General features: G+C 63.1%; 15 protein-coding genes. 8 read left to right on the forward strand and 7 right to left on the reverse strand.

Features of this window, described 5'->3' with window-relative positions; translation table 11 throughout:
- Nucleotides 1-155 precede the first annotated feature (155 nt).
- Nucleotides 156-1,826 carry a pilus assembly protein TadG-related protein gene (locus Q0030_RS31930; protein ID WP_298376372.1) on the reverse strand — a complete coding sequence of 557 codons (1,671 nt, stop codon included), beginning with the start codon at nucleotides 1,824-1,826 and terminating at the stop codon, nucleotides 156-158.
- Nucleotide 1,827: 1 nt separating this feature from the next.
- A complete protein-coding gene (locus Q0030_RS31935; protein ID WP_298376375.1) occupies nucleotides 1,828-2,241 on the reverse strand; it encodes a TadE/TadG family type IV pilus assembly protein in 414 nt (137 codons plus the stop codon).
- Between the two features lie 397 nt (nucleotides 2,242-2,638).
- Between Q0030_RS31935 and Q0030_RS31940 the strand changes: the two genes are divergently transcribed.
- Nucleotides 2,639-3,526: a LysR family transcriptional regulator gene (locus Q0030_RS31940; protein ID WP_298376378.1), complete on the forward strand. Its 888-nt coding sequence runs from the start codon at nucleotides 2,639-2,641 to the stop codon at nucleotides 3,524-3,526.
- 30 nt (nucleotides 3,527-3,556) lie between these two features.
- On the opposite strand, the gene Q0030_RS31945 is transcribed toward Q0030_RS31940, so the two are convergent.
- Together Q0030_RS31945 and Q0030_RS31950 are read right to left on the reverse strand one after the other, a co-directional pair.
- Entirely contained in the window at nucleotides 3,557-3,772 is a 216-nt protein-coding gene (locus tag Q0030_RS31945; protein WP_050401697.1) for a SlyX family protein, read from the reverse strand.
- A complete protein-coding gene (locus Q0030_RS31950) occupies nucleotides 3,765-4,517 on the reverse strand; it encodes a rhodanese-related sulfurtransferase (RefSeq protein WP_298376383.1) in 753 nt (250 codons plus the stop codon). Before Q0030_RS31950 ends, Q0030_RS31945 begins: the two co-directional genes overlap by 8 nt.
- A gap of 184 nt (nucleotides 4,518-4,701) precedes the next feature.
- On the opposite strand from Q0030_RS31950, the gene ggt reads away from it, so the two are divergent.
- From ggt to Q0030_RS31975, 5 genes are all read left to right on the forward strand, one after another.
- A complete protein-coding gene (gene ggt / locus Q0030_RS31955; RefSeq protein WP_298376385.1) occupies nucleotides 4,702-6,288 on the forward strand; it encodes a gamma-glutamyltransferase in 1,587 nt (528 codons plus the stop codon).
- A 34-nt stretch (nucleotides 6,289-6,322) separates the two neighbouring features.
- Nucleotides 6,323-6,781, forward strand: a complete 459-nt coding sequence (locus Q0030_RS31960) for an FKBP-type peptidyl-prolyl cis-trans isomerase (RefSeq protein ID WP_298376388.1) — start codon at nucleotides 6,323-6,325, stop codon at nucleotides 6,779-6,781.
- A gap of 46 nt (nucleotides 6,782-6,827) precedes the next feature.
- Nucleotides 6,828-7,817, forward strand: coding sequence for a D-2-hydroxyacid dehydrogenase family protein (locus tag Q0030_RS31965; protein WP_298376389.1), 990 nt, complete (start codon nucleotides 6,828-6,830; stop codon nucleotides 7,815-7,817).
- Between the two features lie 87 nt (nucleotides 7,818-7,904).
- A complete protein-coding gene (locus Q0030_RS31970) occupies nucleotides 7,905-8,429 on the forward strand; it encodes a cupin domain-containing protein (protein WP_076866333.1) in 525 nt (174 codons plus the stop codon).
- A 54-nt stretch (nucleotides 8,430-8,483) separates the two neighbouring features.
- Nucleotides 8,484-9,221: an enoyl-CoA hydratase-related protein gene (locus tag Q0030_RS31975; protein ID WP_298376394.1), complete on the forward strand. Its 738-nt coding sequence runs from the start codon at nucleotides 8,484-8,486 to the stop codon at nucleotides 9,219-9,221.
- 99 nt (nucleotides 9,222-9,320) lie between these two features.
- Here the strand turns inward: Q0030_RS31975 and Q0030_RS31980 are convergent, their stop codons facing one another.
- Nucleotides 9,321-10,847, reverse strand: a complete 1,527-nt coding sequence (locus Q0030_RS31980; protein WP_298376396.1) for an amidohydrolase family protein — start codon at nucleotides 10,845-10,847, stop codon at nucleotides 9,321-9,323.
- Between the two features lie 216 nt (nucleotides 10,848-11,063).
- On the opposite strand from Q0030_RS31980, the gene Q0030_RS31985 reads away from it, so the two are divergent.
- Both Q0030_RS31985 and Q0030_RS31990 read left to right on the forward strand, forming a co-directional pair.
- Entirely contained in the window at nucleotides 11,064-12,080 is a 1,017-nt protein-coding gene (locus Q0030_RS31985) for an alpha/beta fold hydrolase (protein WP_298376398.1), read from the forward strand.
- A 103-nt stretch (nucleotides 12,081-12,183) separates the two neighbouring features.
- Entirely contained in the window at nucleotides 12,184-12,621 is a 438-nt protein-coding gene (locus Q0030_RS31990) for a VOC family protein (protein WP_298376401.1), read from the forward strand.
- A 77-nt stretch (nucleotides 12,622-12,698) separates the two neighbouring features.
- Here the strand turns inward: Q0030_RS31990 and Q0030_RS31995 are convergent, their stop codons facing one another.
- The gene (locus Q0030_RS31995) at nucleotides 12,699-14,144 is read right to left on the reverse strand and encodes a HAMP domain-containing sensor histidine kinase (RefSeq protein WP_298376503.1); all 1,446 of its coding nucleotides are present in this window, start codon (nucleotides 14,142-14,144) and stop codon (nucleotides 12,699-12,701) included.
- Nucleotides 14,144-14,815 (reverse strand): response regulator transcription factor, encoded by a 672-nt coding sequence (locus Q0030_RS32000; RefSeq protein WP_298376404.1) that lies wholly within the window; start codon nucleotides 14,813-14,815, stop codon nucleotides 14,144-14,146. Before Q0030_RS32000 ends, Q0030_RS31995 begins: the two co-directional genes overlap by 1 nt.
- Nucleotides 14,816-15,095 lie beyond the last annotated feature (280 nt).

Raw genomic sequence — 15,095 nt, forward strand, 5'->3', positions numbered from 1 at the left:
AGTCTCCTACCCCGATGTGACGCCCGCTCGCGATCGTTCCCCCAGAGAACGCCCTAGAGCGGGATGACCTTTCTTCGAAACATCATCCCGCTCTATCTCTTTGTTTTGAGCATGATCGTTTCGGAAAACCGCTACACACTTTTCCGGATCATGCTCTAGTTCACCAGCACCGCGCCGTCGCAGCGAATGCCCAGCACCCAGACGTCGACCTGGCCGAGCCCGATGCCGAGCGTCGAGAGCAGGGACGCCAGCACCTGATCGATCGGACTCGTCACGGCGTTGAGGATGCCCATGACGAGCGCGCCCAGTCCCGGGATCGGAAGCCCGAGCGGTCCGACATTGATGGTGAGCGAGAGGTCGCCGAGCAGGGTTGATGTGAGCGACGTGAGGAAGTTGGTGGTCGTCACCGTCTTCTTCGTCCCCGACTGGATGTCGCTGTAGCTGAAATTGACGTTGGTCGGCGTGGTGTTGCCCATGCCGGCATGGGCGAGGCCGGTGACGGTGACGAGGCCAAGATTGACCAGCAGCGCCGGCGGCGGATTGGGCTTGGTGGTGAAGTTGGTCATGTCGGCAACCGTGACGTTGCCGATCCAGGCGTCGACGATTCCCGGCGTCACGCCGATCGTGACCTGTGAGGTGTTGATGTTCGGATGGCCGCAGGACACCGCGTTGAGCGTCGCGGTACCCGAGGCGACCTCGACATAGACCGGGAGGTTGATCGCGGAAACGCTGCCGGAACCGAGCACATTGATGGTCGCCAGGATCCTGGTCTGCGCGGTGTGGACGCTCACGCCCTGGGTGCCCATCGCGATCCAACTCGAGCCGACCGGGCGCTCGCCGATCGTCGCGATCACGGATACGTTGGCGATACCGGGCAGCCCGAAATTGACTGAGGTTGCGATCTGGTTGCTGCCGTTGGCGATCTGCGCCACCGTGTTGATGAGGTCGAAGACCGAAACGCTGGCGCCGACCTTCGGTTTCTGGCCCACCGTCAGGTTGGCAAACGGGCCGAGGTCGATCAGGGTGCCCGGCGAAACCTTGGTTGAGGAGCCGGTGACGGCCTGGGAGATCGTCGACAGCGCGGTCGTCGCCCCGTTCGCGCCGTTGGTGATCTGCTGTGTGGTCAGCGCCGCCGCCATGAGATCGCCGACCTTGACGTTGCTGCTCAAGAGGTCGCTATAGGTGACGCCGGTCAGGTTGATCCGGGTCGCCAGCGCCGACAGGAAGTCGAGTGCGTCGATCTTGGCGCTGATCAGCGAATTGTAGTCCATCACCGAGAGCGACAGCGTGGTGCCGAGCATCGAGCCGAGCAGCGCATTGATCACGCCGCCGTTGACCGAGAGCAGCCGCGAGCCGATCTCGAACGAAGCCATTTCGGTCGAGGTCGCGGTGGCGGTCGTCGTGATGTTGAAGCTGCTCGCGCCGGTCAGGTAGCGCGCGAAGTAGAGCGGGGTCTTGGTTGTCAGCGTGACACGTGCGGCATTGGGTATGCCGACCGCCGGGGTCACGAAACGGGCCTGCGGCGCGACGGCGCTGTTTGCGGTGTAGGTCCCGGTCTCGACCTTGACCAGCGCGCTGGCCGGATAGTTGTTCTGGGTCACGGTCGCGGAGGCGGCGTTGACCGGATTGCTCAGATTGGCGGCAGCGACGATCGCGGCGAGGTCGGCGGTGCTCTGCGTCTTGCGCCGGTCGGCGAAGATCGTACCGAGATCGATGGCAAGCCCGGCGCACCCGATCAGGAGCGTCATCAGGCCGGCCGAGATCATCGCGAAGTTTCCTCGTTCGTCGGCGCCGAAGCGCCGCATCAGCATGAGGATGCCGCTCATGCTAGAATCCCCCGTACTGTATCGCAGCGGAGCGGACGATGGTGCTCGCCGGAGCGGGGACGAAAGGCAGCTTGTAGATGAAGTTTCCGGCCGCGTTGTAGTTGACCGTCACGACGTAGACGTTGGCGTTCGCTGGGGACGGCGCGGCATTGACGGTGAGATTGCTAGCGACGAGCAGCGGATAGGTCGATGCGTTGGCGGTGACGTAACTCGTCGCGAGGCTGTTGCGCTCGGTGTCGGTCATTCCGGCAATCGACGACCGCGCCGCTTCGGCGGCGAGTTGCTGAACGCCATGCACCATCGCGAGATACGAACCGAATACAATGATGCCGAAAATGAATGCGAGAAACAGCGGCAGCATCAGCGCAAATTCGACAGCAGAAGCGCCGCTACGACAGCGAAAGAACCTGGTCATGGCACACCTCGAAACGCAGACTAGGGCGCCACGTTGCGATGGCTTTGATTAAGGAAAACTATGAAAAGGCTTCCGCGAATCGGTGACGTCAATTCAGATGAATGGCAGCGTTCAAACTTATTGGGTGGGCGACACGTTATGGGGCGATCAGAATCTTTGATGCCGTGTCCGCAGAAACCCGGGGTCTGATGGAGTTGAGGTGCTGCATATGCGTGCAGATGCAGTCGTCCGATACCGTAACACTACGTGGCAATGCACGTAACAATACATATGGTCTGCATTCACGGCGCCATAGCGACAAATTGAAACTAAACGAAAGTGCAACCAAATGTTAGTATAGCTGAATCACATACTGGAGAACGAAATTGCGTCCCGTGCTGAGATTGGAGGGCTCGCGATGCACAGACCACGTCAGCATTTGAATATTCCTACTGAGATCGTTCGCACCGTCGTTGCGATCGCGGAGACGGGAAGTCTATCGAAGGCCGGCGAGCGTCTCGGCCTCAGTCAGCCAGCGATCAGTTCGCAGGTCAAACGACTGCAGAGCCTGGTCGGCGGCGCGCTCTTCGTCAGAACGGCGAACGGCACCACGACGACGGAGCTCGGCAAGGTTGCCGTGCAGCAGGCAAGGCGAATCCTCGAAGCGAACGACCAACTGCTTCGGCTCGGCGGCAATCACGAAGGACCGCAGCCGTTGCGGCTCGGAATGAGCACGATGCTCGCCGAGGAATTCCTCAAGCTGCATCCGGCCGACGCACTTGCCGACGTGCTCATTCACGCCGACATGTCGCCGGTCGTCATCAGAGGATTGATCGACGGCTACATCGACATCGCCTTCGTCTACAGCAACCCTTCGCTGGAGAACGAAGACGAGGTGACGATCGCCGCCGAGGCCGACGAGCGCTCGGTTTGGGTACGATCACGCGATTTTGTTCTCCGGCCGGGCGCCCCGATCCCGATCCTGGCGTGGCCCGGTGACGACTGGATGATCCGGACGCTCGCCAAGCACAACATCTCGTACAAGATCGTGTTCAGGAGCCCGAACCATCAGTTGCGACTGGAAGCAGCACGGGCCGGATACGGCCTGACGGCCTGTCCCGAGCGGATGATCCCGTCCTCGCTGATTTCGGCGAAGGACTATTATCTTCCCGAGCTTCCGCTGCAGAAGCGTATGCTCTGTGTTCGCCCGGGCCTCGAGGGAAGCCGCGCGACGGCGATGGTGCAGCGGCTGTCCAGCCTGTTCTTCAGCGGCGCGAAGCCGATGCGTCAGGTGAGCAACATGTAGTCCGGCGCCGCCGGGCTCCGGCGGCACCGATCAGTAGTGCGGCGGGCGCTCGTTGGCCGGGCCCGGCGCCTGGCGTTCGGCTTCCTGAAGCCGGTCGCGCAGCTCGGCGAGCTGGCGCGTCAGCGCGTCGATCTGCTTCCATTGCGCCGTGATGGTCTGGTTCAGCGTTTCGATGGCCTCATCCTGGTAGGTCAGGCGGACCTCCAGCGCATCGATCCGTTCGCTCAGCTTTGCCGCGTCATTCATGCACGGCGTCCTCGTGCCCACGCTCGCGCAGGCCGTGGCCGAGCGCGACCCGTTCGTCGAACACAAAGCAGTTGCCGCGCCAGCGGCTGTCCTGCCGCGGCGTTTCCTCGAGATATTTCAGGATGCCGCCCTTGAGGTGATAGACCTCGCTGAAGCCTTGCGCGAGCAGATAGGCGCTCGCCTTCTCGCAGCGGATGCCGCCGGTGCAGAACATCGCAATCCTGCGGTGCTTCGCGGGATCGAGGTGCCGCGCGGCAAATTCCTTGAACTGTCCGAAGCTCGCGATCTTCGGATCGACCGCGCCTTCGAAACTGCCCATCGCGACCTCGAACGCGTTGCGGGTGTCGAGTACCATGATGTCGGGCGAGCCGATGAGTTCGTTCCAGTCGCCGGGGTCGACATAGGTGCCGACCTGCCGCGTCGGATCGACCGTGGTGTCGCCGAGCGTCACGATCTCCTTCTTCAGCCGCACCTTGAGCCGCTGGAACGGCATCTGTGCGGCTTCGGAGAATTTCAGCTCGAGATTGTCGAGGCGGCCGCCGAACAGCGGTCCGTCCTTAAGCTCCGCGACGAAGCGATCGATGGCTTCGTCGCTGCCGGCGATGGTGCCGTTGATGCCCTCATGCGCGAGCAGCACGCTGCCCTTGAGATCAAGCCCGGTGCAGAGCGCGCGCAGCGGCTCGCGCAACGCGCGGAAATCGGGCAGCGCGGCGAACTGGTAGAAGGCGGCGACCTTGAGGGGCATGGCCGGGGTTTATCAGGCCGGCCAGATCGGCGAAACCCCGCAAAGCCATGCATTATCGGGATAATTCCTCTGGCATACCATGCATTGCCCTGCCGGGGACGAATGTGCCATGTACTTCGCATCCCCTTGGCATCCATCCGCCGCAGCAGCATCAGACCATCACCGATCAAGCGAGCTCTCCGTTATGAGGAATTTCCACTTCGCCGGCCGTTCCACGGTCCACGCCCAGAACGCGATGGTCGCAACGTCGCATCCGGAGGCGGCCCTGGTGGCCATCGAGGTGATGCGCGCGGGCGGCACGGCCGCCGACGCTGCGGTTGCCGCCTGCGCGCTGCTCGGCGTCATCGAGCCGCAATCGACCGGCATCGGCGGCGACTGCTTTGCGCTGATCCAACCGAAGGGCGAGGGCAAGATCACGGCCTATAACGGCAGCGGCCGGGCGCCGATGGCCGCCACCGCCGAGTGGTATCTCGAACGAAAGATCCATTCGGTGCCGCTGACCTCGGCGCATGCCGTCAGCATTCCCGGCGCGATCGACGCCTGGAACGTGATCCTCAGGGATCACGGCAAGTTCGGCTTCGACCGGCTGCTGCAGCCCGCGATCAAGGCGGCCGAGGAGGGCTATGTCGTCGCTCCGCGCATCGCCTTCGACTGGAAGAACGGCTTCGAGAAGCTGAAGAACGGCACCAACACCGAGCGCTATCTGCTGCCGCACGGCAAGCCCGCGGCCGCCGGCGACGTGATCCGGCAGCCCGAGCTCGGCAAAACGCTGCGCGCCATCGCGCAAAAGGGCCGCGACGCCTTCTATAGCGGCGAGATCGCCGCCGACATGGTCGACACGCTGCGCGGCATCGGCGGTCTGCACACGCTGGAGGACTTTGCCGCGCACTCGACCGAGACGACCTCGCCGATCGGCACGATGTACAAGGGCCACGACGTCTGGCAGTGCCCGCCGAACGGCCCCGGCATCACCATGCTGGTCATGCTGAACATCCTGTCGCGCTTCGACCTGACCAAGTTCAAGCCGCTCAGCATCGAGCGCTTCCACCTCGAGGCCGAGGCGGCGCGCATCGCCTACATGATGCGCGAGCAGCATATCGGCGATCCCCAGCACGCGCATGTCGATGTTGCCGGCATCCTGTCGCGCGAATTCGCCGACGAGCACATCAAGAACATCCGGATGGACCGGCTGCTCGAGCTGCCGAACGTGGCTCCGCCGATGAATCCCTCGACCGTCTACATCACGGTGGTCGACAAGGACCGCAACGTCTGCTCCTTCATCAACTCGATTGCGCATTCGTTCGGCTCGGCGATCGTCTCCAACAAGACCGGCGTGCTGCTGCAGAACCGCGCCGGCGGCTTCCGCATCCAGCCCGGCCATCCGAATTGCATCGCGCCGGGCAAGCGTCCGCTGCACACCATCATCCCGGCGCTGGCCACAAAAAACGGCCGCGCGGTGATGCCGTATGGCGTGATGGGCGGGCAGTATCAGCCGGTCGGCCAGACCCGCGTGCTGACCAACATGCTCGACTATGGCTGCGACATTCAGGAGGCGATCGACATGCCGCGCGGCCTGCATTACGAGGGCGTCTACCAGCTCGAGGACAGCGTGCCGGCGGAGATCGTCGAAGGCCTGAAGAAGATCGGCCACAAGACCACCAGCGTGGTCGCGCCGCTCGGCGGCGGCCAGGGCATCTGGATCGATTGGGAGAAGGGCACGCTGACCGGCGGCTCCGATCCGCGCAAGGACGGCTGCGCGCTCGGCTACTGATCGGATCAACATCAATCAAGGAAGGACGTCCCAGATGCAATCTTCACGACGCGCGATCATCACGACTGCATTCGCCGGCCTTGCGGCGGCAGTCTCCACGTCCGTTGCCGGCAGGACGGCAACGGCCCAAACCGCAGGAAAGCCCATGACCACAGCTTCAGGCCTCCAGATCATCGACAGCAAGGTCGGCACCGGCGCCTCGCCGAAGACCGGCCAGACCTGTGTCATGCACTATACCGGCTGGCTCTACGAGAACGGCCAGAAGGGCAAGAAGTTCGACTCCTCCGTCGACCGCAACGAGCCGTTCGAGTTTCCGATCGGCCAGGGCCACGTGATCAAGGGTTGGGACGAGGGTGTCGCCACCATGAAGGTCGGCGGCAAGCGCACGCTGATCATCCCGCCGAACCTCGGCTATGGCGCGCGCGGCGCGGGCGGAGTGATCCCGCCGAACGCCACGCTGATGTTCGATGTCGAACTGCTTGGCGTAAAATGACTTGATGGCCGTCAAGTAACCGGCCCATGATAAGAGGGGCGCAGCGATGAAGATCTCGATCCTCGACGATTATTTCGACACGCTGCGCACCCTCGATTGCTTCCGCAAGCTCGACGGCTACGACGTCACGATCTGGAACGACCATGTCCAGAGCGTCGATGCCCTTGCAGAACGGCTGCGCGACACCGAGGTGCTGGTGCTGATCCGCGAACGCACCCAGATCCGCACCCCGCTGCTGGAGCGGCTGCCCAAATTGAAGCTGATCAGCCAGCGCAGCGTCTATCCGCATATCGACATCGACACCTGCACGCGGCTCGGCATCATCGTATCGTCAGGCCAGCATGCCGATACGCCGTCGTACGCTACTGCCGAATTCACCTGGGGTCTGATCCTCGCGGCGATGCGTGCGATCCCGCAGCAGATGGCGGCGCTCAAGGCCGGCAAATGGCAGATCGGCGTCGGCCATACGTTGCGCGGCAAGATACTCGGCATCTACGGCTATGGGCGTATCGGCGCCGTGGTCGCGGGCTATGGCAGGGCGTTCGGCATGAACGTGCTGGTCTGGGCGCGCGAGCCGGCGCTGGCCAAGGCTCGCGCCGACGGCTATGAGACTGCCGCCAGCAAAGCCGATTTCTTTGCCCGCTGCGACGTGCTGTCGCTGCACATGCGGCTGGTCGACGCAACGCGCGGCATCGTCAAGGCGGAAGACCTCGCGCGAATGAAGGACACCGCGCTGATCGTCAACACCAGCCGCGCGCCGCTGATCGAGCCGGGCGCACTGGTCAACGCGCTGCGCGCCGGCCGGCCCGGCATGGCCGCGATCGACGTCTACGAGAAGGAGCCGCTGCGCGACACGTCGGATCCGTTGCTCAACATGGACAATGTGGTCTGCACGCCGCATCTCGGCTACGTCTCGCGCGACGAATACGAGATTCAGTTCACCGATATCTTCGATCAGATATTGGCCTACGCCGCCGGTACGCCGACGAATGTCGTCAATCCGGATGTGCTGGCACATCCGCGCCCGCGCAGCTGACCGGAACGTTCCGATTTTCCGCTCGCCTGCGCGCGTGCTTTTCGGTAGCGTTCCAGGCACGAAACTTGACCAACGAAAGCAGGAACGATGAGCGGTTCCCACGATCACACCCATTCTCACGACCACGATCATCACCATCACGACGACGAGCGCTGGAAGCACGACGGCGTCCGGGTGATTCCAGGTAACCAGCTCGATCCGAACGTGCCGTCGACCGCCGGCATGGACCGCAAGGCCGCGATCAATTTCGCCCGGGTCGGCGCGCAGAAATTGTGGGCAGGCACCGTCAGCATCAAGCCGGACGCCAAGACCGGCGCGCATCATCACGGTCACCTCGAAAGCATCATCTATGTCGTGAAGGGCAAGGCGCGGATGCGCTGGGGCGAGAAGCTGCAGTTCACCGCGGAAGCCGGTCCCGGCGATTTCATCTTCGTGCCGCCCTACGTGCCGCACCAGGAGATCAACGCCAGTCCCGACGAGGTTCTGGAATGCGTGCTGGTGCGTTCCGACGGCGAGGCGGTCGCGATCAATCTCGACATCGAGCCGGTCGAGAAGCCGGAGAACGTGCTCTGGGTCGATCCCGTGCACCGGCATCCCGACGAGAAGAAATAACGTCGCGACGCAGCCGCGACGAAAGACAATAACAACAAAAGCAGGGAGGCCAGCATGACGCTCGTTCGTTACGAGAGCGTCGACCACGTCGCGACCATCACGATGGCGCGCAGCGATAAGCACAACGCGCTCAACAACGCGTTGTGCACCGAGCTGCGTGACGCCTGGCTGCGGTTTCGGGACAGCGACGATCGTGTCGCAGTGCTGGCTTCGGCGGAGGAAAAATATTTCTCAGTCGGCGCCGACGTTGGTGATCTCCCCGCCAACATGTGGCACGCCGTGCCTGGCCTCGGCGTGGAGCTGGACAAGCCGGTGATATCAGCGACATCCGGCTGGGTCGTGGGTGGTGCCTTCGTGCTGGTCCAGATGTCCGATCTATGTGTGGCGTCGGAGACGACGCGCTTCATCTACCCCGAGGGAAAGATCGGCACCACCGCGGGCGGCGTCTCGTCGGTGATGGCGCGGATGCCGCACAAGATCGCGATGGAGTTTCTGCTGGTCGGCGACGAGATGTCGGCGGAACGCGCCTTCCAGATCGGTTTCGTCAACAAGGTCGCACCGAAAGGTCAGCACCTCGCGCTGGCGCAGGAGATGGCTGCGAAGATCGCCGGCAACGCGCCGCTGGTGGTCCGCGCGCTGAAGAAGCTGGCCCGCGAAGCGATGCCGAAGGGACCGCTGGAAACGGTCGCGGATGCGCGGCGGCTGCTCGATGAGGTCAGGGACAGCGAGGATCTCAAGGAGGGCGTGCAGGCCTTCGCCGAGAAGCGGAAGCCGAAGTTCACGGGGAAGTAGCCCCGTCATTGCGAGGAGCGAAGCGACAAAGCAATCCATCTCTCCGGTGCGCGGCGCGATGGATTGCTTCGCTTTGCTCGCAATGACGGCGTCTGATGACTACGCAAATACCCGGTGATCGATCGCCGCGTTCGGCACCACATAGCCGTAACGCGTATTCGACGGCTCCGCACCGGCCTTCTCATACTGCGCCTTCATCATCGCAAAGCGGTCGCCCCTGATGTCGAGCATCGCGCGCTTCGGCTGGATGTTGTAGAGCCGGGCATTGTTGTCGCCGAAAATCGCGGTCTTCACCGGTCCATCGGCGGGCCCGAGCGGCGCGTAGCCGAACTTCTTCTGCATCACTTCGGGGATTTCGAGCCGCCGCAGGCCCTCGATCTGCCATTGTGGCGCACCGGTCCACAGCGCGTCGGTGCCCCAGCAAACGTGGTCGACGCCGAGGCCCTTGATCAGGGTGCCCATCAGCGCCGCGCAGACATTGGGTTCGGCGACCAGCGTGGTCGCGAACAATTGCCCGACATCGCCGTAGACATTGTTGACGCCATACTGCGCCGGGATGTCGGCGAGGTCGGAGGTCCAGGCGATCCGGCCGGTGCGTTCGAATTCGGCCAGCGCGACCTTGGGATCGCCGCCGACGTGACGATAGGCCGAGTGATAGATCACGAAGTTGAGCTGCGGCCAGTCCTTGGCCGCCTGGCCGACATCGGCAACGTCGGCGAAGCCGCGCAGGTTCGGATACTGCTTCTCGATTCCGGGCGGAAACAGTCCCTTGTGGACGCAGACATTCTTGATGCCCGCCTTCACCATCTTCTCATAGCCCTTGTAGGCGACCTTCTCGTCGTCCAGCCGCCAGGGGTAGCGGCTGATCTCCTTGTGGGTGTTGTCGCCGATCGTGTAGCCCTTGCAGGATTCCGGCTTTAGCGCCAGCGCGGCATCGAGCTTGTCGAGCCAGCCGGGCTGGCCGGGCGTGAAGATCGCGTGACAGAACACGCGGCGCGAACCGGCCTCGTCGTTCATTTTCTTGCGCGCATCGGCCATCTGCTCGTTGGTCAGGAACCAGTCCTGCTCGATGTCCGACGGCGCCGATGAGATCAGCGCGATCTTGGTATCGGAATCGAGAAACATCTCTTTCTTGTAGTTGTTGAACTTCAGATCCTCGATGGTCTGCTCGTGATCGTTGAGCTCCTTGTTCCAGCCGGCCTTGCCGACCGCCTTGCGCATTTCCACAAAGCCCATGATGCGGGTGTCGTCGCGCAGGAAATGCGTGTGCATGTCCATGATGAACTGGTCTTTCAATCCGTTGGCGCGCTCTTGCGCCATCGCCGGCGTTGCGGCCTCGGCCGGCGTCACATCGAACAACTCCCCATAGACCTGGTTCATCGCGACAAAGGAAGCGGCCATGCCGGCCGCGGTCTGGAAGAACCGGCGGCGATCGAGGCCCTGCTTGCCACCGAGATCGTCGGCCATCGCCAGCAGACGTGCCTCGACCTCGCGCTGCCGTTCGTTCTGCGGGTCGGGATAGAACTCGTCGCTGGAGACGATCTGGGTCGGGATCGGCGTCGGGTACTGGCACAGTTCGGAGGGCATCAAGGCGGCAAGTTCTTCGTCGGTGAGATTGCTGCTCATTCTTCGCTCCCGCATCGCGCCGGATTTTTCCGGTCGGGCCGCGGCGGAGACTAGGACCAAGTCCGTCCGTCGTCCGCGCCGATTGCCGGAAACCGCGTTCACAAAATCGTGCATCGCAGCTGCGGCCGCGAGATGCCGGCTTCGCACAACCGGTCCTGTGCGCTGCTATGCTCGATTACACCGGGTCGGACGAAGAAATCCGGAAGGGAGCGAACCATGATGCCGGCAGACCATTCGCGGCGCAGCATGATCAAGGCCATCGGCGTTACGACGGCAGCCGGTGTGCTCGGCGCAGCGCCGGCGCAGGCCGCGACCGCAGTTCCTGCTGAGGGAGAAATATGGAGCAACGAATATTGGGCGAAGAAGGGTGACATCCCGCTGTGGATGTTCCGCAAGCGGATCGGCGCGCCGAAACCAGGCGAGCCGGCGCGGCCCGTAGTGTTCTTCGTCCACGGCTCGTCGGTGACATCGAGGGTGTTCGACCTCACGGTGCCGGGCAAGGGCGAGTATTCGCTGCTCAATGTCTTTGCGCGCTACGGCTTCGATTGCTGGACCATGGATCACGAGAACTACGGCAAGTCGGGCCGCACCTCGGGCAATGCGGATATCGCGAGTGGCGTCGAGGATCTGAAGGCGGCCGTCGAGGTGATCGCGCGCGAGACCGGCGAGCGGCGATATCACTTCATCGGCGAATCCTCCGGCGCGCTGCGGGCGGGTGCCTTCGCGATGGCCGCGCCCGAGCGCATCGATCGCCTGGTGTTCGCCGCCTTCACCTACAAGGGCGAGGGCTCGCCGACACTGGCAAAGCGCGCCGAGCAACTCGCCTACTATCGCAGCCACAACATGCGTACGCGCGACCGCGACATGATCCGCTCGATCGCGACCCGCGACAGGCCGGGCACGTCGGACCCTGCCGTGGTGGAAGTGCTCGCCGATGTCGAAATGCAGTTCGGCGACCAGATCCCGACCGGCACCTATCTCGACATGACGGCCAATCTGCCGGTGGTGCATCCGGAGAAGGTGCTGGCGCCGGTGCTGCTGGTCCGCGGCGAGTATGACGGGATCGCGGCAGTCCCCGACCTCGAGGAGTTCTTCAACAGGCTGCCGAATGGCGACCGGCAGTTCATCATCCTGCCCGGCACCGCCCATTCGGTGGCGCTGGCCACCAATCGTGAGCTGTTCTGGCATGTGACGCGGGCATTCTTGACCATGCCGACGCCGATCGTGACCTAGGCGGCCTGCGGCAGGACGCCGCAAGAAAAATCTGCGCGGCAATGTCGGGATCCGGCTATTCGGTTCGTCCTCGGAGCACAAATTGCAAAATGGAGCGCCTTTCATGGCCAAGCCGACAATGATCTTCGTCAACCTGCCGGTCAGCAATCTCGCCCGCGCTACTGCCTTCTACGAGGCGATCGGCGCGACAAAAAATCCGCAATTCTCCGACGACACCGCCTCCGGCATGGTGATCTCCGAGACCATCCACGTCATGTTGCTGACGCACGACAAGTTTCGCCAGTTCACGCCGAAGGCAATCGCCGACGCCAGGACCACGAGCGAGGTGCTGATCTGCCTCTCCGCCGAGAGCCGCGAGGCCGTCGACGGCTATGTCACCAGGGCGAAGGGTGCGGGCGGCACCGCCGATCCGTCGCCGCAGCAGGATTACGGCTTCATGTACGGCCGCAGCTTCGAGGATCCCGATGGTCACATCTGGGAAGTGATGTGGATGGACGTCGAGGCTGCGATGAAGGCGCAGTCCGCGCCGGCCACCGCCTGAGCCGCCGCACAATGCAGGCATTCGAAGCCGGCCATGACCGACAGTTGGCAATCCGCCTGACGGATTGAGGCAGCACTTCAAGCAGCTGAGATGCCGTCCGGCCGGGCTTCGGTCATGGCTTGGACGGCTTTTCTCCCCTGAGGTAGATCGGCTTGCCGGCAGCCAGCGACCGGAAAGTTCAGTTCGACCGTGGTGCCGCCGCCGGGCGTGTCGCAGAGGGAAACGGTCCCGCCGTGGGTGGTCATCACCTGGGAGACAATCGAAAGTCCCAACCCTGTTCCTTCGGTGCGCGTGCTTCCGCGCTTGAAGGGCTCAAGCAGCAGTTCGGGCTCACCGAGTTGGAGCCCCGATCCGTAGTCGATAACGCTCAACCGCGCTGGTGCTCCGACTTCGATGAGGACGGAGCCACCTGCGGCGCCATGAGTCACGGCGTTTCGGATCAGGTTCGAGAGCGCGACGGCGATCGCGGTTTCCGAGCCGCGCACCCAGACCGGGTGACGAGGCTCGGTGAACTCGACATCGCTTCCGTTCTTCAACGCCATCGGCACGTGTTCGGCCGCAACCCTGCGCGCAAGCGCCGCAAGATCCATTTCGATCAGTTCGGCAGGTTCCGCGGAGATGCGCGCCAACTGGAGCAGCATGGTGACGATCGACGACAGCTTCTGGTTCTCGGCTATCAGCCTGGCACGCAATGGAGCGTCCTCGACCTGCTCGAGTATGGTGCGCGCATTGGTCAAGGGCGTACGAAGTTCGTGTGCCGCATTCGACAGGAAATTTCGTTGCGATTTCGAAGCGACGTCTATTCGCGATAGCGCGCGGTTGAAGGCCGCGACCAAAGGCAAGAGCTCGGCTGGCGCATCTTGTTCCGGCAGTCGTCGGCCATCCGAAACCCCATCGATCATCTCGGCGGCCGCCGCGACGGCCCGGACGGGACGCGCGATGAGCGTCGGTACGAAAACCATCGCGGTAAACGCCGTCGCCGCCAGGACAAGGATGATGGGCAGCGCGACAATCGTCGCATCGGTGAGCATTCCGGTCGTCAGTTGTGCTGCCGTATAGGCCACGCCACCGGTTTCAATCCACACCTCGCCCACGGGCGTATTTCTGACGACCGCCATCTTCCTCAGATTCGTGGTTTCGCCGTCAAACGCGTAGGCGATGAAACTCGTCCCGTCACGCGATGTCTGGGTCTTTTGCGGACGCCACTTCGGGATTGGGCCGTAGCTGACCTCTCCACCCTTGTCGGACACGACATACCAGAATGTCGGGAAATTGCGGGTAATCTCGTCCAGCCTCGAGGTTCGCTTGAGCGCCAGTTGCCCGGTCTCGTTGCGGGTGACGGCTTCCTTCAATGCATCGGCGACGTCGGCGGCGGCCCAGGTGCCGTCATCGTCGCCGCCAAACCGGATCAGCAGCGCTGCCGCGCAGAGCAGCATGATGGTCGTCACGGCGCCGATCAGCGTCGCGGACAGCACCGCGATCGAGCGATGGACGCGCTTGAGCCTTTGCCACTTCAACATCATCATTCGCCACTCAAGAGGTATCCGAGGCCACGGACAGGTTTGATGACGACCTTGCAGTTGGCCGCGCGGAGACGCCGGCGCAGCCGCGAAACGTGTGCCTCGATCGCGTTTGATTGAATCTCGTCATCAAAGCTGTAAGCGGCGACTTCAAGGGTCTCGCGCAGGACGACGCGCCCAATGCGCCGAACCATCGCTTCCAGAATCGCCAGCTCACGCCGCGGGACAACAATGGGAGCGTGATCGACGCAGACCTCGCGATTGAGGACGTCGTAGCTCAGATTGCCGATGCGAACGATCGCTCCTCGATCCAGAAACAGACGTCGGAGCACGGCCTTGGCTCGCGCAATCAGCTCAATCGGCTCGAAGGGCTTGGCCACGTAGTCGTCCGCCCCTTCGTCGAGGGCGCGAGCAATATCAAGGGGGTCATCAAGTGCCGTCAGCACGATCGTCGCGGGGCTCGGCTTCTGCTGCTTCAGGTCGCGCAGCAACGCCAGACCGTCGCCATCCGGCAATCCGCGGTCGATCACGACGAGTTCAAAGCTTCGCACGGCGACTGCGGCTCGTCCCTCCTCGAGCGTCGTGACCATGTCGGATGCGCCGAAGGCCGTAGCCAAGGTATCCCGCAGCCATGGCCCAAGCTGAGGGTCATCCTCCACGACCAGAACGCGCACCGCATTCTCCCAATTGTAAACCATTGTTTCTACCATTACAGACGGATTACAATAAGATTACGGCCGGCAAGAAAACTGCGGTGTTCACACGAATGCATTGATGTGATTGGCCTTTTCCTGGGGGCTTGACTGGCCATCCGCGAATGGCAGGGGTGATCGGATCGACACCTGATGGGGGGCAGTCCGAAAGACTCAATCAGGGGCGACGCACAGATCAGCGCTCCAGAGCCGATCAGCGTCATGACAGCGAGTGAGCTTTCGCATGTGCATCCCGTCTCAG

Origin of the sequence: uncultured Bradyrhizobium sp., assembly GCF_947648125.1 — a bacterium.
Lineage (GTDB): Bacteria > Pseudomonadota > Alphaproteobacteria > Rhizobiales > Xanthobacteraceae > Bradyrhizobium.